This window comes from Alicycliphilus denitrificans, assembly GCF_044792555.1.
GTDB classification, from domain to species: Bacteria; Pseudomonadota; Gammaproteobacteria; order Burkholderiales; family Burkholderiaceae_C; genus Alicycliphilus; species Alicycliphilus denitrificans_A.
Genome location: NZ_CP126238.1, coordinates 2,249,460 through 2,272,272 on the forward strand (window position 1 = coordinate 2,249,460; position 22,813 = coordinate 2,272,272).

The window sequence follows — 22,813 nt, forward strand, 5'->3', positions numbered from 1 at the left end:
ACGTCATCAGACAACATATGTCTTAACGAGCCAAAGTTCCTCAATGCACTGGGCCAGATGCTCCACACCGCTGGCACGAAGATGAATACCTCCCACGCGATCCGTCACATCCGCATCACGCCCATTGCCTTCCGCGACCCGCCGCTGCTCAACGCGGCAGGCATCCACGAGCCCTGGGCGCTGCGCTCCATCATCGAGATCGAAACGGCCTCGGGCCTGGTGGGCATCAACGAAAGCTATGGCGACCAGCCCATGCTGGACGCGTTGGCCAAGGCCGCGCCGGCCCTCGCCGGCCTGTCTCCCTGGGCGCTCAACGAGATGGAGAGCCGCGTGGCGGCCCTGGTCGCACCGCCGAAGCTGACGGCCTCGGAGTTTCTGGGCCAGCAGGTGTCCTTGGCGCCGGGCACCCATGTGTCCAAGACGGTGGCCAAGGTCACCAGCGCGTTCGAGGTGGCCATGCTGGACCTGCAGGGCCAGCTAGCACGGGCCCCGGTGGTGGACCTGCTGGGCGGCGCGGCGCGCGCCAGCGTGCCCTTTTCGGCCTACCTGTTCTACAAGTACGCGGAGCATATCGACAGACCTTACGCGCCCGATGCCTGGGGCGAGGCGCTCACGCCCGCGCAGCTGGTGGCGCAAGCGCGGCGCATGATCGCGCAGTACGGCTTCCAGAGCATCAAGCTCAAGGCCGGCACCCTGCCGCCCGAGCAGGAGGCGGCCGGCATCCTGGCGCTGGCCGAGGCCTTTCCGGGCATGCCGCTGCGCATCGACCCCAACGGCAACTGGACGGTGCAGACCAGTCTGAAGATCGTGCAGCAGCTGCACGGCGTGCTCGAATACTACGAAGACCCGGCCCCGGGCCTGGAGGGCATGGCCGCCGTGGCGCGCGAGTGTGACGTACCGCTGGCCACCAACATGGTTGTCACCGACTTTGCCGAGTTCCGCCGCAACGCCGACATGGGCTGCCCGGTGAAGATCGTGCTCAGCGACCACCACTACTGGGGCGGGCTGCGCGCCACGCAGCGGCTGTCCACGCTGTGCCAGACCTTCGACCTGGGCCTGTCGATGCACAGCAATTCCCACCTGGGCATCAGTCTGGTGGCAATGGCGCACCTGTGCGCCAGCGTGCCGCAGCTGACCTATGCCTGCGACACGCACTACCCCTGGCAGGACGAGGAGGTCGTCGAGGGTGGCCGCCTGCAGTTCGAGCAGGGCAGCCTGCGCGTGCCAACCACGCCGGGCCTGGGCGTCACACTGGACCGCGCGGCGCTGGCCCGCCTGCACGACAACTACCTGGGCTGCGGCATCCGCAACCGCGATGACCTCGGGCAGATGCGCAAGTACGACCCCACTTTTACCGGCAGACAGCCACGTTTCTGAGCCCCTTCCATTCCACCAGGAGACACCTCCATGCAACGCCGCACCTTGATCAAAAGCTCTCTCGCCGCCGCCAGCGCCCTGCTGCTGGGCAGCGCCTTTGCCACCCTGCCCGCAGCGGCGCAGGGCAACTGGCCCGCGGGCAAGGCCATCACCTACCTGGTGCCGTTTCCGCCCGGCGGCAATACCGACACTCTGGCGCGCGTGATCGCCCAGCCGCTGGGCCAGGCGCTGGGCACGCCCGTGGTCATCGACAACAAGGGCGGCGCCGGTGGCGGCGTGGGCTCGGCCATCGCCGCGCGCGCGCCGGCCGACGGCTACACCATCCTTGGCGGCACCATCAGCTCGCATGCCATCAACGTGAGCCTGTACGCCAAGCTGGATTACGACCCCGTCAAGTCCTTCACGCCGGTCGCCATGCTGGGCTCCGGCCCGCTGGTGCTGGTAGTGCCGGCCGCCAGCCCCTACAAGACGCTCTCGGACGTGCTCGCCGCCAGCAAGGCCAAGGCCGCGGCGGGCGGCCTGTCTTCGGCCTCGCCCGGTAGCGGCACCTCCAACCACATGGCACTGGAGCTGCTCGCGTACCAGACGGGCGTGAAGTTCACGCATGTGCCCTACAAGGGCAGTGGCCCGGCCGTGCAGGACGTGATCGGCGGCCAGGTGGACATGATGTTCGACACCGCGTTGGTCGTTGGCCCGCACATCCAGTCCGGCAAGCTGCGGCCCATCGCCGTGACCAGCTCCAAGCGCGTGGAGTCGCTGCCCGACGTGCCCACCATCGCCGAGGCCGGCGAAAAAGGCTTCGACATGGGTTCCTGGCAGGCGGTGTTCGCACCCGCGGGCACACCCAAGCCCATTGTGGACCGGCTGCACGCGGAGATCATGAAGATCGTCGCCACCCCGGAAGTCCAGGCGCGCCTCAAAGCCTTCGGCATGGTGCCGTCCACCATGACGCCGGCCGAATTGGGGGCCTTCCAGAAGGCTGAGGTGGCCAAGTGGGCGCAGGTGATCAAGGCCGCGGGCATCAAGGCCGATTGATGGAGACCGCACCGCGATGAGCACACCAGCTCCCCTCTGCATTGCCATGCACGCGGCCGACAACGTCGCCATCGTGGCCAACGATGGCGGCCTGCCCGCCGGCACCGTGCTGCCTGGCGGCTTGGTGCTGCTGGACAAGGTGCCCCAGGCGCACAAGGTGGCGCTGGTGGACATTCCCGAGGGCGGCGCGGTGCGCCGCTACAACGTGGCCATAGGCTACGCGATCCAGTCCATAGCGGCCGGCAGCTGGGTGCATGAGCGCCTGCTGCACATGCCCGAGGCGCGCGCGCTGGACGGCCTGCCCATGGCCACCGTCAAGCCGCCCGCGATGGAGCCGCTCGAAGGCTACACCTTTGAGGGCTACCGCAACGCCGACGGATCCGTGGGCACGCGCAACATCCTGGCCATCACGCAGACGGTGCAGTGCGTGGCCGGGGTGACGGCCTTTGCCGTGCAGCGCATCAAGGCCGAGCTGCTGCCCAGGTACCCCCACGTGGACGACGTGGTGGCGCTGGAGCACGGCTACGGCTGCGGCGTCGCCATCGACGCGCCGGATGCTGCGGTGCCGATCCGTACGCTGCGCAACATCAGCCTCAACCCAAACTTTGGCGGCGAGGTGATGGTAGTCAGCCTGGGCTGCGAGAAGCTGCAGCCCGAGCGCCTGCTGCCGCCCGGCAGCATTCCTCTGGTGGACCAGCGCACTTTGCAGCAGGCGCCGCTGGACGTGGTGTGCCTGCAGGACGAGGCGCATGTCGGTTTCATGTCCATGGTCGAGTCCATCCTGCGCCAGGCCGAGGAGCACCTGGAGCGCCTGAACGCGCGCCGGCGCGAGACGGTGCCTGCCAGCGAGCTGGTGGTGGGCGTGCAGTGCGGCGGCAGCGACGCCTTCAGCGGCGTGACGGCCAACCCGGCCGTGGGCTTTTGCACCGATTTGCTGGTGCGCGCCGGCGCCACCGTGATGTTCAGCGAGGTGACCGAGGTGCGCGACGGCATCGACCAGCTCACCGCGCGCGCCGCCACGCCCGAGGTGGCGCAGGCCCTGATCGACCAGATGGCCTGGTACGACGCCTACCTGGCGCGCGGCCGCGTGGACCGCAGTGCCAACACCACGCCAGGCAACAAGCAGGGCGGGTTGTCGAACATCGTCGAGAAGGCCATGGGCTCCATCGTCAAGTCGGGCACGGCGCCGATCAGCGGCGTGCTGGCGCCCGGAGCCAAGCTGGCGCAAAAGGGCCTGGTCTATGCGGCCACGCCGGCGTCGGATTTCATCTGCGGCACGCTGCAGCTGGCGGCCGGCATGAACCTGCATGTCTTCACCACCGGGCGCGGCACGCCCTACGGCCTAGCCGCGTGCCCGGTCATCAAGGTGGCCACGCGCAGCGACCTGGCGCGGCGCTGGCACGACCTGATGGATGTGAACGCCGGCCGCATCGCCGACGGCCAGGCCAGCATCGAGGACGTGGGCTGGGAGCTGTTCCGCCTGATGCTCGACGTGGCCAGTGGCCGCAGGAAGACCTGGGCCGAGCACTGGAAGCTGCACAACGCGCTGGTGCTGTTCAACCCGGCGCCGGTGACCTGAAGGGCAGAGAAAAGCTCCATGGCAGGAAGCCGCCACCCCGCAAGGGTGTGGCGGCTTCCTGCTTTTAAATTGAGAGCTATCCGCGCTTTATGGGAGCGTGCCAGACCGGAAAAAGACTTGAAATGCGCAGTTTCAGTCCTCCACGTACCACGCGTCCTTCAGGTCGCTCAGCGTGGCCTCGGCCACCTCGGGCTGGGCGGCCAGCCAGGCCTGCGTGGCCTGGCGATCCTGCTCGGTGGCGGAGCCGCGCTCGAAGGCCGTGACGAAACCCTCGCGCACCCAGCCGGCGGCAGCCAGGTTGCGCGGCACGAGCAGCTCGCGCACGAAGCGGTCCATCAGCGCCTCTTCCTGCTCGGGAGTCAGCTCTTGCTTGACCTTGAGTTCGTATTCGAAGCCGAACTCCTGGAATTCGCCCACGCGCATTTTCTTGCGCTGGCGGCGGCTGCGGTGCTTGTTGGGTGGAAGTGCCATGTTTAAAAACTCCTGAATGAAAAAAATCAAAGGCCCAGCACCTTGGCGACATAGTCCGCATCCTTGTCGCCGCGGCCCGACAGGTTCACCAGGATGTGGCAGTCCTTGGGCAGGCCGGGCGCCACGCGCATGGCCCAGGCCACGGCGTGGGCGCTCTCCAGCGCCGGGATGATGCCCTCCACGCGCGACAGCTGCATGAACGCATCCAGGCATTCCTTGTCGGTCACGGCTTCGTACTGCACGCGGCCTATGTCCTTCAGGTAGCTGTGCTGCGGCCCCACGCCGGGATAGTCCAGGCCCGAGGCAATGCTGTGCACGGCGGCGGGCACGCCGGGGGCGTCCTCCAGCACGTAGCACTTCATGCCGTGGATCTCGCCGGGCTTGCCCATGGTGAGCGTGGCCGCATGGCGGCCGGGCTTGTCGGTGCCTTCGCCCGAGGGCTCCACGCCCACCAGCTTCACGCCGGCATCCTCCAGGAAGGCCGTGAAGATGCCCATGGCGTTGCTGCCGCCGCCCACGCAGGCCGTCACGTAGTCGGGCAGGCGGCCGTGTTTGGCCTGGAACTGCTCGCGCGCCTCGCGGCCGATGATGCTCTGGAAGTCGCGCACCATCATCGGGAAGGGGTGGGGGCCCACCACCGAGCCGATGGCGTAGAGGTAATCCGTGGGATTGTTCAGGTATTCCTCGAAGGCGCTGTCCACGGCCTCCTTCAGCGTGGCCGCGCCGCGCGTCACGGCGACAAGCTTGCAGCCCAGAATGCGCATCTTGGTGACGTTGGGGTGTTCCTTCTCGATGTCCACCTGGCCCATGTGGATCTCGCAGGGGATGCCCACCAGCGCGCAGGCCGTGGCCAGGGCCACGCCATGCTGGCCGGCGCCGGTTTCGGCAATCACCTTCTTCTTGCCCATGAACTTGGCCAGCAGCGCCTCGCCCAGGCAGTGGTTGATCTTGTGCGCGCCGGTGTGGTTCAGGTCCTCGCGCTTGAGGTGGATCTGCGCGCCGCCCAACTGCTGCGACAGGCGCCGCGCATGAAAGATCGGGCTGGGCCGACCCACGTAGTCGGCAAACAACTGGGCCAGTTCATCCTGAAAATCCTGCCGCTTGGTGATCTCGGCATAGGCCAGGTTGATGTCGTCCATGGCCTGCTTGAGGTGCGGCGGCACCAACTGGCCGCCGTAGGGGCCAAAGAAACCGGCGGCGTCCGGCATGGGTGCGAAGGCGGGCAAGGTGCTCATGGATGTGATGATGCGGGTGGTTGCTGAAAATAATAGCTACTCACGCTTGCTGCATAAGCGCTATCTGCTGTTTTTATCAAAAGAAAGAAGCCGGCATGCAGGCCCTGCCGCCCGGATGCTGGAAAACGCTGGTAGCCATGCGACCCGGCATGATATGCCAGCGGCGAGGCTGCCCATGCGGGCTTTCAGCCGCAGGGCAGGGGGGTTGCCGTGCCACGGAGCCGCGCAGCAGAATCCACCCATGCATCTGGAGCCCTACAAGCGCGTAGACGGCGTGCCATTCACCGCCACGCGCGCCGACATCATCCGCGCCCACGGCCAGCCGCTGAGCGAGGAACGCAACAACGTGGGCCTGACGGCGCTGGATTACTGCCGCGTGGTGTATCGCTTTCAGGATAGCGGCCGGCTGGAGGAGGTCACCACTCGTGCCCGGGTGCTGCACCTGGATACTTTGGTGATTCCATTAGGCCACCTGGCCGCGTTTGTGCGCACCCACGACGGCGCATCCTTCGAGCGCGCGGGCTTTCTGGTCAGCCCCCGCTACGGCATCGCCTTTGTGCCGGATGAGCCCGGCTGGGTCACTGCGCTGGCACGGGACTGCTTGCCGCAATGGGAGGCCATGGCGTAGGTGCTCCTTGCACCTGTTTATCAGGCAAGCCCGTACCCGTGCCGGCATCGTCCTTGCGCTCGATCAGCTCGATCTTGTAGCCATCGGGGTCGGTCACGAAGGCAATGACCGTAGTGCCCCCCATGACCGGCCCTGCCTCGCGCGTCACTGCGCCACCGGCCTCCTTGATCTTCTTGCAGGCCGCATACGCATCTGGGACCCCCAGGGCGATGTGGCCGTAGGCCGTGCCCATCTCGTAGCTTTCCACGCCCCAGTTGTAGGTCAGCTCGATCTCGGCCTGACCCGGGTTGCCGCCCTCAAAGCCCAGAAAGGCCAGCGAGTATTTGTACTCGGGGTTCTCGGAGGTGCGCAGCAACTGCATGCCCAGCACCTGGGTGTAGAAGTCAATGGAGCGCTGGAGATTGCCAACGCGCAGCATGGTGTGCAGAAGTCTCATGCCCGACATTGTGGCGGCTTAGCGAACAGGCGTGAGCGACAACCGTACAGAGATGAATGAATAGTCCTGAAAAACATACGATGTATATTAAATGACACTTTTTGTTGCATTTTCGCGGCGCTAAGTGTCACTCCCTTGGCAAATTTCATAGTTCTTTCGTTGTTTGGTTCAACCATCCAGCGAGGTCACTATGCTCACCATCACCGTCGTCTCTACCAAGGGTGGAGTAGGTAAGACAACCCTCGCCGCCAACCTAGGCGGCCTCCTGCACGATCTGGGTCTGCGCGTCCTGATGATCGACGCCGACATCCAGCCCTCGCTTTCCCGCTACTACCAGATTTCCCACCAAGCTGAGCACGGCCTGTCGCAGTTGGTCCGTGGCGGCGTCCTCACGGCAGATTGCATCTCGCATTGCCGACTGCCCCCATCGAGCTACTTAGGAAAGCTCGACAAGATTCCGAGCTCGGACGGAGGGAAACTGGACATTGTCCAGTCGGACACGCGCGATGGCAAGCTTCAGGACTGGATGGCCACTCGCAATCCGATGGACATGATGCTGCGCCTCAAGCGCCCCTTGCAGCACCCGAATGTCACCCACGCTTATGACGTGGTGCTGATCGACACACAAGGTGCCGTTGGCCACCTCCAAGACGCTGCAGTTATGGCCGCTGATCACCTGCTGGTGCCCGTGTCCCCAGACATCGTGTCGGCCCGTGAATTCATCACCGGCACACAGTCTCTGCTGGAGCGCCACGAGTGCGTAACCGATGTGGGAATGAAGATGGCACCGATGCGGGCCGTGCTCAGCCGCACCGAGAAGACGACCGACAGTCGCGACATGTCGGAGCTCATCCGCGAGAACTTCATCAACATGCGCGGTCGCGTCAACATGCTGTCCACCGTAGTGCCCGCTGCCGTGGCCTATCGCAAAGCTGCCACAGCGCAGGTGCCCGTGCATTGGATTGATCCGGCCAAGGGCTCGGACACCATGCATGAACTGCTTTGGGAGCTCATCCCAAGCGTTGCAGGTATCTACGCCTCAAACCATCGGGAATACACCGATCTGAACGCCACATCCTCCAATTCCTGATTGGAGGCTGGTATGCGCACACCCGAAACGCTTACGGCGGTGCAACGTCACGCCGATTTGCAACGCAATTCCAACCCTGAATCGGCCAACGCAAGCAGTGCTACGCCCGGTTCAATCACACCTGGCTCGAACGAAAAAATGAGCGACATAACAAAGACATCTGCACAAGAAAAACGTTTGAGCGCTGCCCGCCAGGCGCTGACCTCCACAACACGCAATGCCACAGCCGATATTGACCCGATGGACGAGGCCGATGGTTCTGTGACAGTTCTTTCTCCATTCGAGATCGATCCCTACGCGAAGAATCCGCGACTTCGCCCAAACCCGAAGCGAGCCGAACTCAAGGCCAGCATGAGTGCCGAGGGGCGGATCACTAACACCATTACGGTTACGCGCCGCTCCCCGAACGACAAGTACACACCTTATGGTGGCGGCAATACTCGCATTCAGATTGCCCAGGAGCTGCTGAACGAAGGCGATCAACGTTTCGCACAGCTCACCGTTATCACGGTGAAGTGGCCTGGCGATGCTGCAGTGATCTCTGCGCATTTAAGCGAGAACGACAACCGAGGGGATATTTCTTTTTGGGAACGTGCGCAGGGAGTGGCGTCTTTCAAAAAGACGTTCGAAGAAGAAAACAAAACCATTCTCAGCGCAGCCGAATTAAATAATGTCCTCAAGAAGAAGGGGTTGAACTATGGCATTCGCATGATTCAGAACTTTGCTTTTGCTGTCGAGCATCTTTCTTTGATAGGTGCTTGGTTGCGAACGGAGGACGTGAATGGGGTAATCAAGCCTAACTATGGCGCCTGTCTCGATGTTTCAAAGCAGTTCGACAAGGCCAAAGAAGTTAAAGAGGCTATTGATGAAATATTCCTCATGTATTGCCAGGATCTGGAGGCAATGGACGCAGCAAATCTTGAAAAAGATCCAGCTGAACGAGAAGAAGTAAAGATCGATCTTCAGAGTCTTATCACAGACATCCAAAGCGTTAGCTCCAAGGCTTTGGGCCTTCACGCGGACGACATGCCCGCTGTGCTGCAGGCATTCCTCAGCCAGCCAAAGATGTCTGCTGATGAGCTCCTCAAGGTGAGGGCAGGAAATACAGCGTCTGGCGTTCCCAGCAGCTCTGGCAAGCAGTCTCCGCTGGGTGGGATGCTGGGCTCAGTTGCTGGGGGAAATATACAGCCATTTCAGAACAAACCATCGAGTAAACAACCTGCACCTGGCAAATCTGGAAATGAGCAGGATCGGCTTGCCTCTTTCCAAAAGCGCCTGACAACTGAGTTGATCGCACTCAATGACGAAGTTCCCATCGCCGATTTTATCGTCATAGATCCCGACATGCCTTTGGGTTTTCTGGTGGACATTCCGGAGTCCATGGATATATCCAAAGACAAGCAACTGAGCGAGGAGCAATCCGCTTTCCGTGAAAGCGCCTGGGCAATACTCGCAATGGTCAGTGGTCAGTGCAATTTGGACGTGGTGAGCAAAAGCACCGTTCCCAGCAAATGGATGAAAGCCATCTCTACTGGAGTTCAGGCAATGACTGAACTATGCGTAGCTCAAGGAATCGGGATGCGACAGGGAGTAATTTATGTCCATTCGATGCAAGTCTGGCAATTGATTGGGTCTCCAGTAGGCGGGGTTGCTTTCTTGAAAATTCTGTCCACCATTACAGAGTTTTATTCATTTTATCCAGAAAAACTATCGATCCCATACAAGCAGCTGTTCACATAATAATCCTTGATGGCTCAGTGTCGTTAAATTTATCAAATTTAAATGAAACACCGTATTGTCCCTGTTGATATTCGGCAAAATCCCCAGCTCATCTTTTTGGCGCTGACTGAAGTAATTCGTGTCATCGACACAGACCACGGACTGGATCAATTGCTGGGTGAGGGATTTAGCGCCGAGCTTATCGATAAGCTGCGGCGAAGGGATGCGCGCGATTTACTTGACCTTTCTAATAGGTTGACTTTCGTCAGCGTAAACCTCCCAACTCGGGAGATGTTGCAGCAGTTAGACTGTATTGACAGACGTCGGCGTGATGACGAAATGTGTGAGTATTTCGTCAAGCATGGCGCTCAGAGGGCATTAATCAATAAGCTCTTCAAAAGAACGCCCGAGGAAATTCGCCGACTGCGCGAGCTTGTCGGTGGCGGCAGTATTGGACGAACAAAGCTACCTAAAGAATATGGTACTAGAGATCATATTCACGTCGTCTGGCACCATATTAAAGAAAGTTCCGATTATTCAGAAAATCTTCGGGATTGGCTCTATGCACTGCATCAAAAATTTCCAGACTACTCCATCGACACCTTGTACTCCACGGTGAAAGAGTTTGAGGACATCTATGTCGAAGACAAAATCTCTAATATCAAAAGTCTTTCATAGATTCTGTATGGCTGAAATCTCACATTCATGAATCAACAGATTGGAGTTGCAATGCCATTAAACATTAAACCTGAGCATGCATCAGCTGATGACGATGCGCTAGGTATGCATTGGTATAACTCCGTATCTGAAAACACTCGTAGCTATTGGCATGCAGTTGCTATGAGCGCTGTACCTGCCGATGCATGGCTTGCTTATAAAAATGCGAACCGGAAATCAGCAGCATTTTTTGCACCGTTACGTTTCGGGCTTGGTACTTGGTGCGTGATCTGCAACGGAAAGCGCAAGATCGTTTGCTATCCGTTTCCCGAAGGAAAGGAAGAGCGTCGTAAATGACCGTTTGGAGAAAAAGGCCCGTGAAGCCTTCATGAAACATTTAGATCTGCCTGATCAATTTTGAGACGGCAATCTATAGATGGGGTGCATATGAATAAAGAACAATATTTGAAATCTGCGATGCTGCTGGACTGGATTGGCCAGGCACCCATCACAATTAATCGTGCATTTGTGGATTTAACTGGCAACGTGGTCACCGCCCTGTGGCTCTCCCACGCTGTAGAAAAAGCGCTGCAGATTCAAAGCGAGTCGTCGGTCCTGATCGAGCTGTCATCGGCCGCTGTCGAGAAGGACACCGGCATCACGCGAGCGCAGCAACAGACCTGCCGCAAAACTCTGGTCTCCATGGGCCTGGTCACAGAAGAAGGTGGCCAGGGGCGAGCCCTCAAGTTCCGTATTCACATGGACCGGCTCATGGAGCAGCTCAAGCGCCAGGCCCAACCTCTGGCCGATGCCCTGGAGTTGGGCTACCAGGCGACAGAGCAAATGGCAAGTTCGTCAACAGCGAACTGAGCAGCCAGGAGAACGACGAGTGCGCCTTCAACCCATGCTCGCACAGCTGCCGCCTCTACTAGGCAGCGTCGATGCTGGCATCGACAGCTCGGGGCAGACGGCCCACGAGCAAATCATTCTCCATCTGGACGAACGCGGCTTCGTCCCATTCCATCCCGCCTTGGCCGAAACCTTCGGCCACAAGGCCGCCATCTTCGTGGGCATGGCACTTTACTGGACCCGGCACAGCCTTCGCAAGTACCCCCAGCGAGGCGGCTGGTTCCACATGAGCATGCCGCAGTGGCAGCAGGCCATAGGCCTGACCAGGTCGGAGCAAGCCTCAGTCCGTGAGACGCTGATGCAGGCCGGCATCCTGGAAGAAATGCTGATCGGCAGGCCCGCCGTGATGAACTACCGCATCAACGTGTCTGCGCTGGTTGAATCCCTCTCCTGCAGCACCGCTGGCCTGACCCGGCCCACATGGGACGCGGTAGGTAGTTGGCTGCGCAGTTGCAAGGTCTACTACAAGCCGCTGGCTGACGTGGCTGGGAACATTGCCGCAGGGCTGTACCTCTCGTACCTGCTGCAATGCCATCGGGACCGTGTGCGTCTGGGTCAGCTCGACAACGGCTGCATCAGCGTGTCGCAGGACGACATAGCAGTCGCCCTGACGCTGGGCACCAAGGTCCAGCGCAATGCGCGGGATCGACTGAAAAAGGCAGGCCTGATCCAGGAAAGCGGTGCAGGTGGCTCGCTGGTACGAATCAACTTTGACGCAGTGCTGATGTGCCTGCGCGGCCAGGCCATCAAGCCGCTGAAGGGCCGTGCCAATAAGCAAGCGACTCTGCAGCACCCGGAGACACCTGCGCCTCTGCAGCAACGCTCTCAGGTTCAATCTGAAGCTGCAGCAGGTTTGCTGCCAGCGGCTGATAAGCCTGAAAAGCAACCGTCCGAGCTTGCTGCAGGGACCAGGGTCAATCTGTCAGGCCTGGGTATTGCGTTCGGTCAGCTGTCACTCAATCTGGCTCGCCCAGCGCCTGTCGCAGCACAGACCCAACGCTCGCGCGATCTGCTGTTGGCGTTCCTGGCGGACGATCCGGCAGCACACCCACTTGTCGGAAATCGACAAGTTGGACGATCCGGCGATGCCGCCGATGCCGCCGACGCAACGACCAAAGTGGGTGAAAAGTCCAATCTAGACAATGGTTTAGATGAGGGTTGCGAGGCTGCAGGCGCGTCCACCAAAAATGCCGTTTCCTGCAACCTAGAAAATGCCGAAACCTGCAAGCAAGAATTGCCGTTTCCTGCAACCTATATACAAGAATGTATAACAATAAATACCACTACTACATCAAATACCTGTGAAGAGGTGACCAAGAGTAGTGGTAGTGGTGTTGAAAACTCTTCGCATACCGGAGAGAAGGCTCATGCCGAACATGTTATCGATCAGCCCACAGCATTGATCTTTCCTGCCAAGCTCTCCGATAGCCAACGCGTGGCAGTCGAAAGTGTCGTGAAACGCCTGCCGGAATCTGAGCGGCAGGAGTTGCTTGATGAACTTCACGGAAAGCTGGAAAACGGTAAAGAGGTCCGTAGCCCGGCAGCCTGGCTAAACGGAATCATCGCTAAGAAAGCCAATGGCGAAGATATTGTGTTGACCTACGCTGCTGAAGTCGCTGCTAAACGCGAGCCGATGACAGAGGGAAAACTCACAACGCAGGGAAATAAGTTGGGCATTTTTGCTGCCAGGCCGGAGCGATTCACTGCCAGCAATGAAATGGAAGAAGCCATGCAATTTTTGAAGCATGGCGTGGTTTACGTCATGCAGAGCACTGGGACGCTAGTGAAGGTTGATAACTCCATCAACGTGATTCGCATCAAGCTGAAAAACTCAGCAGCATGGGCAGTAACAATGACTGCAGGTCCATTGGTGAAAGCCATTCGAGCGAATGAGGTCGCGGAATATGAAGGGGGTGATGAATGAGCAAGCGCCGTCTGTACGTATTGCAGAGCCGCATTACCTTCGCCCCGGATTTTAATGAAACTGCAGCACCTCGCACGGCGTGCCACGTGGTCCGAAATGAGCCACCGCGTGCCACGTGGTCCGAAACGGACTACCGCGCAGGGCCTGCCACGTGCCTCTTTTTGATACACCGCGCACCGCGTGCCGGGTGGGACAGATCGTCTCACCGCGCAGGGCCTGCCGGGTGGGACAGATCGTCTCACCGCGCAGGGCCTGCCGGGTGGGACAGATCGTCTCACCGCGCAGGGCCCGCCGATCTTCTGAAATTTTGCATATTAGCCAACGGAGTTTCTAAATGAGCGTAGTTGAAGAAAAAGACATGACAGGTCCTGATTTGTTTGTCCATCTTGTACAAAGGATGCGGGTCTACGCAGATGCGGCAGTTCTTTGGATTCTTCTTAAGGAGGAGGCTGATGTTACCGAGACTGGGACGACATCTGGCAGCATGGCAGAGACTCAGCTTTGCAATTCCATTGACAGGAAGACTGCGCAAAGATCATTGCAGAGATTGGAAGTCTTGGGATTCATCACAACGCGGGTTCACAAGAACACAAAGACTCTAGTGACCGTCAACCGCGAAGCCGTGCTTGATTTGCTTCGCCAGCGCATTCCTGAGCGCCTGCCAGCCGTAAGCAAAAAACAATTCGCATTCCTGGATGCATGGAATGCAGACCGGGCCGCTATTGCAGCAGCAGAAGCTATCGCAGCAGCTTCACAGAGTGATGGTTCTGCTGGTTAGTAAATCATTTCGTGACCAACTAAATATTTAACTTGGAGATGGACGTGGCAACTATTGCGGGCACTAAACAAGCCGATCAGCGGCGCAACTTGGATTCAATCGACTTGCAGGGCATCCTGCCTTCGCCTCAGTTGCAATTTCTAAAGGAGGAAAACTCCCCGTTTTCTGATGGCTACTCCATCAGTAAGGAGGAGAATTTCCTTGCGGACTTCATCAAGATTGGGGCACCCGAATCCGATTTGCGATTCGATCGCTATGCCGAGTTGCTGGATCGCCGCGAGCGGCTCGCCATCATGGAGAGCGAACGGGCTGGTCGCCGTGGTGCGGATGTGTTGATCTCCAGCCAGGACGCGCAGGCCGCTGACGACCTGGGAGTCCTGGTGGATGAGGGCGTCGATCAGATGACAATCCACACCATCGAAGCCCTGCGCATGTTCCAAGGCCGCTCGCGCGATCCCAGCGTGGGCACGAATGCCATCATCGGCGGCAAACGTGTGGCATCTTCGCTGCGCAATCTGTGGCTACTCACGTCTAACAACAATCCCTACGCGGACTGGGCTCTGGTGCGTCACGAGCAGGGAGTGAGCCGAATTCAGCGGCATCTCGAAGCCGAGGTTGCCAAGTGTGAAGACGTGCTGGAGCAGCAGCGCCGCCGCGGCCTCACGTTCAGCGTTGCAGCATCCTCCAAGCCTGCCATGCTGAACCTGGGCTTTCGTAGTCCTTATGGCTACGACATCGCCAAGCTGATTTCCAGCTACGACTTTTTCGTGCGCCTGCAAAAAACGCTCCAGCGCAAGAGCCTGCAGACCGACGAGGAGGCGCGCCACACGCTGCAAATCGTCTCGCGCTCGATCCTGAGTGTTTTCTACGGGACAGCTCGCTTTGACCGCTGGCTGATGCGCAAGGAGATCCAGTCGCTCAATCGCGGGGACTGGGTGAGTGCAGATCCCGAAGCGGCCAAACGCCTGGAGTTTGCCGTCAGCGTGTTCGGCCCGGTGCCGTCAGCGATCTACAAGACTGAAATGTCGCCAGCTCACTCTCGACGACGCTACTCCATCACGGATGCTGAGCGCCATGTTCTGAGGCAAGTCGGAGCGCAGCTAGAGGTCGCCGAGATGGCCGAAGTCTCTCAGCGCCTTCAACCTGAATCAGACGCCAGTGCAGCAGCCGCATCTGAGGCTGCTGCAGGGACCACCTGAAGCATCGCGCAATAGCTTGGAGCAATGGTGATGAAAGGGGATGATGTGCAAAGGGATTTGGTATTGAAAGGGGAGACCCATCAAGCCGGCCGGAAACGGTATGTCAATCATGTGTCCTGGGCAAGGCAAGCAGCTCAAGAGCAAGAGTGTCAAAACCGAGTTGACGCAAAGGCCCTTACGGGTAGGGGCGGGCTCGCCGACCTGCGCCAAAAAATTGACAGCCTTGACGCCATCGTCCTGAAGATGCGGCAACTCTCGGAGAAGTCCAAGAATGTTGCAGGCCTGGGGTTCTATCTCATGCTCCATCAGCGAAACGCATCGGGCTATGTGTTCCTGCGCTGGCGTGCGCGCTTGGGCGTGAACCGGCACTTGAGCTGGCAAGAGGCCGAAGACTTGGCAGCCGGTTACCCATCGAACTTCTACGAATGGTGCATGGAGGCCTCGCGCCAGGCCAAGTCGCTCAATGACGAACACCTCGAAATGCGGGCGGAAATCAAGAAGGCGCGCAAGCGGGTCGAGCGGGTCGAGCCCCATATCTATCCACGCTCAAAGTTTCCAGTGTGAAGGCTCCAATTCCATTCCGGTGCTTTCAATTTCTCGGCCTTGTGGCCTATTTCAAATGAGGTTCAATATGGACAGCAAAGTAATTCGCGCGCCAGAAACTCTTACGGCGCAAGAGAGGCACATTGCCTTGCAGATCAGTTCCGGTCATCACTCGCTAGGTGAGAGTGGCATGCCCCTTGATTTGAGCACACCTGACACGGATAAAGATGAGCTGGAGAAGGCGAGGCAAGAGGTCAACGCTTTCTACGCAACTCCTTCAGATGGAGTGGGCGAAGCAATGGTGCTGAGGTTCTTGCTGCAGAATATTCAGGGATTCAAACTCTATCTTGAGGATCATCCAAAGAAGCTGAAAATAGCGGCCGAGCGATGGATTGGTCGAGCCGTCTTCTCTTGCGAGAAAAGTCGCATTCATGCGGAGACTTCACAGATGCTGGGCGTCTTCAGCGATCCAGAATTGCTCGCAGGATGGAATACTTGGAAAACCGAGCTTACGGCAGAAAAAGATGCAGCCAATAGTATTCTCATGGCTGCAAGGAAAAATCGGGATAGATAAATTATTTAAAATAAGGGGTGTTAATTTTTTTCAATTTCACCAATTAAGTTATCGAGGACTTGAATATGTGAAATTAATTCATAACCTCCTTGATCGATTACGATTTTTTGTTGAATAATTTTTTTGATGATATCGAGTGATTCAGCCACTTGCCGCTTGAGATTTTCGTGTTCCTCACGGGTAACGTATTGGTCAGAATTTTGTGTCACGGAAGAAGTCCTCTGTATAGTTGGTTGAGGTAGTTGTTCGTTGCATGGTTGGTAGCCTGGTGCAACGGCAGCATCATAGTCGAGGACTTCTTCCACCCTTCAAACACATCCCCTGGCGACGGTGCTGCTGGGTGGTGTTTCTTCTGTCTATAGCACCACGGAGAGAGAAATGCAGAACTTGTTCATCGGAAAAGGTAATCTGGCCCAATCGCCCGAATTGAGGGTTATTGCAGGAAGTCGGGGGGATTTTGAAGTGGCCACTATGCGTGTGATGTTTGGCCGGTACGGTCAGAACAAGGACACGGGCGAAGTCGAGCAAGTGGGGGGCTTTTGGCGCGAGGTGGAAATCTATGGCCAGAAGGCGCGGGATGTTGCCAGACTGCTGCGCAGGGGGAGTCGGGTTCTTGTGCTTGGCGAAGAACGCGATTTCATGGCCAAGGACGGGGCAGGCAACGAGGTACAGGTTGTCAAGATCGTGGCCGAGGACATCGCTCTGCAGCTGTCGAGGGTTAAGTCCATCGAATTTGAGGTTCCTACACGCCGTGCAGCAGCTCCCAATGCCCATCAGCCCTCCGAGCAAGATTATCAAGATCAACCCGCTTGAAGGCGATCTGCACCAAGACTTAGAGCCTAAATGTTCCAATTCTTAGGAGAGAACCTTGGATGAATTGAAGCAAGATTCAGGATACGAGGAAATTCTTGTTCTCATTGACGGTGACTTCAGTGTCATTGTTGTCATGAGTGCTGCATATCGCGACGAAGATGCACCAGCCTATTTGCTCAAACACGAGAATGGGGCTTATCAACGTGTCGGCTCTTGTGTCATTGGGATAGATGACACATGGTCTGCTCGGATTTCTGTGGTCTATACCGGTGAGGCTAGCAGCGAGTTTATTCACATCGGTGATTTTGATAGCCGTGCTGACGCCATTGTTCACTTGTGGCAACGTCGCCGGGTAGTGAGTTTCTTGCCGGAATAAAAAATCCATTCATCGCTCCTCGTGACGCATTTGCGCCCGCCAGTCATTAAATAAAGCTGTCACAGGAGTTTGGCGTGAGTCATCGTCTTAATCTACAAGCCATACTTGATTCAAGTATCCAAGAAGGTCAACTGATAGAGCATGTCTGGCTTGATATATGCAGCCAGGTATTCACCAAGAACTTCGTGCTCATCACTGATTCTTTCGATAATTTCATCATTCAATGCTGCATGGATTTCGATCCATTGATCGCGGCATTGCCATCCTCAGTGCAGGAGCTCGCTTGCAATATCGCTGCTGGTTGGGGCTATGAGTCCATCCAACTTCGCTCCGTTCGCTACCTCTTGGCAGCTGGGGTAGTTGGTTTTCTTGATGGTAATTCGCTGCGCGGTGTGGTGTCGCCAATAGATTCTTCGGGGCATCTGGCATGAAACCGCCGATCACCCCTGTGCAAATCGGCCCAGTTTCGATCACCCCCCCGGATCTGCTTTTGCAAGCAGCATTTGATGGGCGTAGGATCGGACTGCAGCTCACTCACGTGCCAGGCCTGAAACGGCCCCTGGATGCTTACGACGCATGGTGGTGCGCTGCGCGGTGCATGTGGATGCTCGAGGTCAACGATGCCGGACGGGCAGAGCAGATCCTGCAGCATGCCTTTGCTGGTCAGTTCGTGGATCTGGAGCGCATCGATGTGACGCTCAGGGCCGCCGTGGCAGCGCCCCAGCAGGACTACTTCACGCAGCTGCTCGATGTGCAGGTTTTCCTGCTTGCGAAGGGAGATCTGAGCCGCGGGCGGTATGCCGTCAGCTTCTCCTACGATCCGCTGTGTGTGCGGGCCATGCGGTCCCTGGGCGGCTACTTCCACAAGCATGCGTCGGCCTGGCAGGTCCGTGCCACGCCCGAGCAGATCCAGGAGCGCCTGCAGTCCATCGCCGGCGTGGTGCCGGAGTTCGTATTTGTGCACGAGCAGCCTGTGGTTATTGAGGATCTGGCCAGCACAGGCAACCAGGGCTCACCCATCAGCGTTCCGTCTGCGCCGCCGCCCGCTGGTAGCGGGCCTGGCGCATCCGAGGAAGAGGGCAGCGGTTTCCTCTCTACCGAGCGTGGCCACGTTGCGGATCTGCCATACGACGCTGCGGCTTTGGCCGCCATGGTGGCCTGCGAGACGTTGCGCGACTACCAGGCCGAGGGCGTCATCCACATGCTGCGCCAATCGGGTGCCTGCATGGGCGACGACATGGGCCTGGGCAAGAGCCGTCAGACTGTCGTTGCCTCGCGCATGGCCGCCGGCACCGGCCGGGTGCTGATCGTGTGCCCTGCCTCGCTCAGGCTGAACTGGGAGCGCGAGATCCGCATGATCTACCCGGATGCACGCATCGGCATGGTCGGCGACGACCGCATGGCCACGCTGCAGGGCTGCGACTGGGTGATCGGGAACTATGAGCGCATGGGTGGCCTGGTGCGCGAGACGGAGCTGGATTTTGCGGTCATGGCGGTGGACGAGGCCCATTACCTCAAGGAGTACCAGAGCGGCCGCACGCGCAACGTGTTCCTTCTGGCTGCACGCATCGAGCGCTGCTACGTGGTCACAGGAACGCCGCTGCTCAACCGGGAAGTGGAGATGCACACGCTGCTGCGCATCACTGGCCACGAGCTGGGCCACCTGACGCTGGCCGAGTTCCGCAAGGGCTTCGCTGGTGCGCCTGAGAAGCGGGCTGCGCTGGCCGAGGCGATCAAGGGCTGGATGATCCGCCGCAGCAAGTCGGTGTTAAAGGATCTGGGCAGCAAGGAGCGGCAAATGCGGTATCTGTCGCCAGCCGTGGGACTGGACGCCTACAAGGAGATCTACGGTGACATGAGCCTGCAGGCCATGCCCAAGATCGTGCGGCTGCGCAAGGCGCTGGAGACGCTGAAGATCCCGTTCCTGGTCGAGACTGCCGAGTCGCTGGGCGAGGACGACAAACTCATCATCTTCTGCGAGTACATGAGTACCGTGGAAGCGCTCAAACAGGCGCTGGATGCGATGGGCGTGCGCAGCGTCAGTCTGGTCGGAGCTGACAGTACAAAGAAGCGCCAGGCGGCGGTGGATGCCTTCCAGGCAGATGCCGGGATCAAGGTGTTCATCGGTACGACGATGGCGGCCGGCGTGGGCATCACGCTGACGGCCGCGAACATCGTGGCCTTCGCCAGCATGCCATGGACGCCGGCGTTGATGCGCCAGGCAGAGGATCGTGCATATCGCCTGGGCCAGAAGCGGGATGTCCTGGTGCTTGTGCCGGTGATCCCCGGCACCATAGACGAAGGCGTGCTCCAGCTTCAGGAGAACAAGCGCACGACAGAGGAGGAGGTGATTGAGGCGGCGAAGTCGGCGCTGCCTGGCGCGCAGCGCGGGGAGGTTCGATGCGTACCACTGGAAGCTGTGCAAGAGGCTGATGCGTTGCTCGCTAATTGAATTGTCTTCCCACTCAGTGAGGTTGGTGTCAGGCAAGCGCATGGCACCCTTGCATTGCAAGAAATTGCTATCCGCTACTCGTGGTTCGAGAAATGCGTAACCAATGTTCAGTTCTACGACTTGGCTGATGACTTTAATGCGCAGTTCATTATTGATGGCGCATCTCAAGCCAGGCAAGCGTTTGAACGAAGAGTTTCGTTCCTGAGGCAGCAATTGATTGATGCCGGTCTTGCAATCGATAAAGTAGATGAGATTATTGACCAGCAAAAATTTTCGCTTGAAAACATTACTCAGAACGCTCTGCCAAACCCAGGGAGCTGAAGACTTTTGATGGAGCGCAGGCAGATGTTTAGAAAATGTCACAGTTTCTAGGGTCTTCTCATACTGCCAGTTAGCCCATACAATGGGGTCGTGATCGCTCGTTGAGCACCACGCAGCGTCTGAGCCCTTGCAAGACGCACATCCTGCAGTAGCAGGATAGGGTACTATCTTTTATCTCCCACCGGGACCAACGCGTCCCTTTGGGGATTGTCGTTGTCCTTCAGCCGAAAGCAACGACATGACTTCCTCCGCACGCAAGCCCGCCGCCGCCAATAACGCCTTTGTGAACGCTTCCCAATGGGATGCCAAGCATCTGGCCGACATGGTTTCTCGGCTCAATGACCCCTTGGTAGCTGACATTCTGGTCGGACTGCTCGAAGAGTATCCAGAACTCAAGATGCAGTACCTAGGTGTCTATACCAAAGCCTGGGAAACTCTGCGTCGCGCAGAGCGAATCCGGGAAAAAGCCTTCGAGGCCGGCCAGAAGCTCGCAGAGCGGCGCCGAAAGGTGTCTATTTGCATTGCTTGGGCCGTGCGTGTTTCGCGCGATTTCTTCAGCTTCGTGCGTGATGAGATCAACAAAGCACGTGCTGAAACCCGCAAGGCATCTTTTGATAGCCATCAAACGGCCAAACCTACAACTAAGCCGCAAGGCGACAATGTGCTCTGTCTGCCTATGGCCCAACGGCCAACTGGTACTGATCGCTAAGCCATTCGGCTTCAACAGTACCCCATCATCGAGCGCCTGCTCGGTGATGGGGTTTCTTATTTATGTAGAAATTTCAACCAAATTGGAGTGATGCATGATCAAGGCAGAAGATCTGTACAAGGGCCTGTTCTCCAAAAGCAGTAATCAAAGGAAGACTCAAGTGACAACAATCAAGCGATTGATTGGTGGGTTGCAGAGTTTCAGGACTGGAGAAATTGAGCTCGATTGCAAAGAAGACAAGACGATTGCTGACGCAATAGTTATTCTTGAACAGGCTACTCAAATCTTGCAAAAAGCTGCAAAACATAAGCATGCGGATGAACAGCGGCAACTCAAAAGATTAGAAGATGCCCATAAGGCAGTGAATTCTAGTCCTTTCGCCACAATTAATAGTGTCGCTGACCGTATTGCTTTTATTAGCAAGGTGCAGCCTCATACTGTTGCCTGGCTGAGGGACGAAAGCAAGAACCTGCTTTTTTCCTATGAACGTTCCTATAAGGATTGCCTGACTGATATTGGAGACAATATTGCCTATAGGCCTGAACCATTAAATGAGCAATTAGAGAAAGCCTGGTACAAGTTTCAAGATCAGCTACCTTCATTGAAGCAGCAGCATGCAGCCTTGATCCTGCGCTTGCAGGAACTGCAGGCCCAGGCAGCAGTCAAGCCTTGATGGATCTGTCAACACCTGTTTGACCACCCCGGTACGGTCTGATAGTCTTCTTCTCGTGAACCGCCGAAAGGCACCACAAGCGACTGAGCTCTTGAGAGTCGCTAGATGATCCTCCCAAAGGATCGTTCAGAGCATCACTTGCAACCCGGATGGGGACATGGCTGCCCCATCCAGACCTCTCGGTCCGGTTGCGTGCGTCTGTGCTCCTCGTTCATTTTTGGAACTTTGGAGATCACCATGCAAAACGCACAGCAACGCGAGTATTTCAATCTGCACACTTCTGGTGTCGGCTACCTTAGCCGCATCCGTTGGGTCACCCCCTCTGGCCGTGGCCGCAAATCTGAACCTTTCCTCGCGTGCGCCATCAGCGCTTTGCGTGGATCTTCAGACGAGCCGGACTACACCTACTTTGACCTCCGGGTCAGTGGTGAAGAAGCCATTTCCTTGATTGAAGGGATGCAAGAAGCCGTGGACCAAGGCCGCAAGGTTTGCGTCACGTTCCGCATTGCCGATACCTACGCTCATCCCTATGAGCGCGATGTCCGTGATCCACAAACCCGACGCCCGACAGGGAGGACGGAGTGGACTGCGTTGATCAAGGGGCGCCTGATCCTGGTCTATTCGATTTCGGTCGATAACGAGCAGGTCTATAAGCGCCAAACAGATGCCAACCAGGTCAATGGGGAACTCCAGCAGGAGTCGCACCAGGAAGCCTGGCTTGATGAAGGACGCACCGACCAAGAGCCCTTGGATGGAACGCCTGAAATAGAGCATCAAAACGCTGGCAATGAGCCGCCGCACAACGAGGAGCCATCGGCACTTCGCCAGCAGCGTCCTGCACCAGCTCCACGGCAAGATTACGCTCCACGCCAGGATCGTTTTCAGCCGCATGCACCACGGCAGGATGGCGCACCCGAGGGGCGCAACCAGCCGCGCCAGGCAACTGCACCAGCAGCGCGTGGCCATGGGCCTTCGGCCTATGGGCGCAGGTCAGCTCCGCACAGTGGAGCTGGCCACTCACAGCAACGAGCTGGTCATGCGTAAGCTGATCTAGCACGACACCAACCCCCGTCCTGCACTGCAGGCCGGGGGATTGCTTTTTTGGCCAAGACACTTGGTTTTGCGCTATGCTCAAGGCTCTCCAAGCGTTTGCAGGTATCGCTCAAACCTGCATGCCACCTCGGTGGCGCGGCATGTGAGCCTCTGAGACATGCACCTCTTCGGAGCGAGGCATATTGAGCTTGTGGCGGCCTCGTTGACGCACAAACTACGGAAACGTTGCAAGCCCCATGTCCTGAGGACTGGATCTCCTTCG

26 protein-coding genes are annotated in these 22,813 nt (G+C 58.2%); 22 read left to right on the plus strand and 4 right to left on the minus strand.

Annotated features, from left to right (window positions below):
* Positions 1-81: 81 nt before the first annotated feature.
* The 3 genes from P7644_RS10680 to garD are packed head-to-tail and all read left to right on the plus strand — an operon-like array spanning position 82 to position 3,991.
* Positions 82-1,377: a glucarate dehydratase family protein gene (locus P7644_RS10680; RefSeq protein WP_404298963.1), complete on the plus strand. Its 1,296-nt coding sequence runs from the start codon at positions 82-84 to the stop codon at positions 1,375-1,377.
* A 30-nt stretch (positions 1,378-1,407) separates the two neighbouring features.
* Positions 1,408-2,412 (plus strand): Bug family tripartite tricarboxylate transporter substrate binding protein, encoded by a 1,005-nt coding sequence (locus tag P7644_RS10685; protein WP_404298965.1) that lies wholly within the window; start codon positions 1,408-1,410, stop codon positions 2,410-2,412.
* Between the two features lie 16 nt (positions 2,413-2,428).
* A complete protein-coding gene (gene garD / locus P7644_RS10690) occupies positions 2,429-3,991 on the plus strand; it encodes a galactarate dehydratase (RefSeq protein ID WP_404298966.1) in 1,563 nt (520 codons plus the stop codon).
* A gap of 132 nt (positions 3,992-4,123) precedes the next feature.
* On the opposite strand, the gene P7644_RS10695 is transcribed toward garD, so the two are convergent.
* On the minus strand, positions 4,124-4,462 hold the full coding sequence (locus P7644_RS10695) for a YggL family protein (protein WP_404298967.1): 339 nt from the start codon (positions 4,460-4,462) through the stop codon (positions 4,124-4,126).
* A gap of 26 nt (positions 4,463-4,488) precedes the next feature.
* A complete protein-coding gene (gene trpB, locus P7644_RS10700) occupies positions 4,489-5,697 on the minus strand; it encodes a tryptophan synthase subunit beta (protein WP_404298969.1) in 1,209 nt (402 codons plus the stop codon).
* A 241-nt stretch (positions 5,698-5,938) separates the two neighbouring features.
* On the opposite strand from trpB, the gene P7644_RS10705 reads away from it, so the two are divergent.
* Complete coding sequence (locus P7644_RS10705) at positions 5,939-6,325, plus strand: hypothetical protein (RefSeq protein WP_404298970.1); 387 nt, start codon at positions 5,939-5,941, stop codon at positions 6,323-6,325.
* On the opposite strand, the gene gloA is transcribed toward P7644_RS10705, so the two are convergent.
* Positions 6,276-6,761, minus strand: coding sequence for a lactoylglutathione lyase (gene gloA, locus P7644_RS10710; protein ID WP_404298972.1), 486 nt, complete (start codon positions 6,759-6,761; stop codon positions 6,276-6,278). The genes P7644_RS10705 and gloA overlap by 50 nt on opposite strands.
* Before the next feature lie 190 nt (positions 6,762-6,951).
* Here gloA and P7644_RS10715 point away from each other — a divergent pair, with 190 nt between their 5' ends.
* The 10 genes from P7644_RS10715 to P7644_RS10760 all read left to right on the plus strand — a co-directional run bounded on the left by P7644_RS10715 (position 6,952) and on the right by P7644_RS10760 (position 16,154).
* Positions 6,952-7,851 (plus strand): ParA family protein, encoded by a 900-nt coding sequence (locus tag P7644_RS10715; RefSeq protein ID WP_404298973.1) that lies wholly within the window; start codon positions 6,952-6,954, stop codon positions 7,849-7,851.
* Positions 7,852-7,863: 12 nt separating this feature from the next.
* Positions 7,864-9,591, plus strand: coding sequence for a hypothetical protein (locus P7644_RS10720; protein ID WP_404298975.1), 1,728 nt, complete (start codon positions 7,864-7,866; stop codon positions 9,589-9,591).
* Positions 9,592-9,633: 42 nt separating this feature from the next.
* The gene (locus P7644_RS10725) at positions 9,634-10,248 is read left to right on the plus strand and encodes an STY4526/YPO1902 family pathogenicity island replication protein (RefSeq protein WP_404298977.1); all 615 of its coding nucleotides are present in this window, start codon (positions 9,634-9,636) and stop codon (positions 10,246-10,248) included.
* A gap of 27 nt (positions 10,249-10,275) precedes the next feature.
* Positions 10,276-10,584, plus strand: a complete 309-nt coding sequence (locus P7644_RS10730; RefSeq protein WP_404298978.1) for a hypothetical protein — start codon at positions 10,276-10,278, stop codon at positions 10,582-10,584.
* A gap of 90 nt (positions 10,585-10,674) precedes the next feature.
* Positions 10,675-11,097: a hypothetical protein gene (locus P7644_RS10735; RefSeq protein WP_404298980.1), complete on the plus strand. Its 423-nt coding sequence runs from the start codon at positions 10,675-10,677 to the stop codon at positions 11,095-11,097.
* A 34-nt stretch (positions 11,098-11,131) separates the two neighbouring features.
* Complete coding sequence (locus P7644_RS10740) at positions 11,132-13,060, plus strand: hypothetical protein (RefSeq protein ID WP_404298981.1); 1,929 nt, start codon at positions 11,132-11,134, stop codon at positions 13,058-13,060.
* A gap of 334 nt (positions 13,061-13,394) precedes the next feature.
* Entirely contained in the window at positions 13,395-13,838 is a 444-nt protein-coding gene (locus tag P7644_RS10745) for a hypothetical protein (protein ID WP_404298983.1), read from the plus strand.
* Positions 13,839-13,882: 44 nt separating this feature from the next.
* Positions 13,883-15,037 carry a PFL_4669 family integrating conjugative element protein gene (locus P7644_RS10750; RefSeq protein WP_404298985.1) on the plus strand — a complete coding sequence of 385 codons (1,155 nt, stop codon included), beginning with the start codon at positions 13,883-13,885 and terminating at the stop codon, positions 15,035-15,037.
* A 30-nt stretch (positions 15,038-15,067) separates the two neighbouring features.
* Positions 15,068-15,601 (plus strand): hypothetical protein, encoded by a 534-nt coding sequence (locus P7644_RS10755; protein ID WP_404298987.1) that lies wholly within the window; start codon positions 15,068-15,070, stop codon positions 15,599-15,601.
* Between the two features lie 67 nt (positions 15,602-15,668).
* On the plus strand, positions 15,669-16,154 hold the full coding sequence (locus P7644_RS10760) for a hypothetical protein (protein ID WP_404298989.1): 486 nt from the start codon (positions 15,669-15,671) through the stop codon (positions 16,152-16,154).
* 20 nt (positions 16,155-16,174) lie between these two features.
* On the opposite strand, the gene P7644_RS10765 is transcribed toward P7644_RS10760, so the two are convergent.
* Positions 16,175-16,459 (minus strand): hypothetical protein, encoded by a 285-nt coding sequence (locus P7644_RS10765; protein ID WP_404298991.1) that lies wholly within the window; start codon positions 16,457-16,459, stop codon positions 16,175-16,177.
* A 73-nt stretch (positions 16,460-16,532) separates the two neighbouring features.
* Here P7644_RS10765 and P7644_RS10770 point away from each other — a divergent pair, with 73 nt between their 5' ends.
* From P7644_RS10770 to P7644_RS10805, 8 genes are all read left to right on the plus strand, one after another.
* Complete coding sequence (locus tag P7644_RS10770; RefSeq protein WP_404298993.1) at positions 16,533-16,967, plus strand: single-stranded DNA-binding protein; 435 nt, start codon at positions 16,533-16,535, stop codon at positions 16,965-16,967.
* A 55-nt stretch (positions 16,968-17,022) separates the two neighbouring features.
* Complete coding sequence (locus P7644_RS10775) at positions 17,023-17,343, plus strand: hypothetical protein (protein WP_404298994.1); 321 nt, start codon at positions 17,023-17,025, stop codon at positions 17,341-17,343.
* Positions 17,344-17,417: 74 nt separating this feature from the next.
* Complete coding sequence (locus P7644_RS10780; protein ID WP_404298996.1) at positions 17,418-17,774, plus strand: hypothetical protein; 357 nt, start codon at positions 17,418-17,420, stop codon at positions 17,772-17,774.
* Positions 17,775-17,941: 167 nt separating this feature from the next.
* Positions 17,942-19,795, plus strand: coding sequence for a DEAD/DEAH box helicase (locus P7644_RS10785; protein ID WP_404298998.1), 1,854 nt, complete (start codon positions 17,942-17,944; stop codon positions 19,793-19,795).
* A gap of 54 nt (positions 19,796-19,849) precedes the next feature.
* Entirely contained in the window at positions 19,850-20,116 is a 267-nt protein-coding gene (locus tag P7644_RS10790) for a hypothetical protein (RefSeq protein ID WP_404299000.1), read from the plus strand.
* A 238-nt stretch (positions 20,117-20,354) separates the two neighbouring features.
* Complete coding sequence (locus P7644_RS10795) at positions 20,355-20,825, plus strand: hypothetical protein (protein WP_404299001.1); 471 nt, start codon at positions 20,355-20,357, stop codon at positions 20,823-20,825.
* Between the two features lie 94 nt (positions 20,826-20,919).
* Complete coding sequence (locus P7644_RS10800) at positions 20,920-21,498, plus strand: hypothetical protein (protein WP_404299003.1); 579 nt, start codon at positions 20,920-20,922, stop codon at positions 21,496-21,498.
* 237 nt (positions 21,499-21,735) lie between these two features.
* Positions 21,736-22,542, plus strand: a complete 807-nt coding sequence (locus P7644_RS10805) for a DUF3577 domain-containing protein (RefSeq protein ID WP_404299004.1) — start codon at positions 21,736-21,738, stop codon at positions 22,540-22,542.
* Positions 22,543-22,813 lie beyond the last annotated feature (271 nt).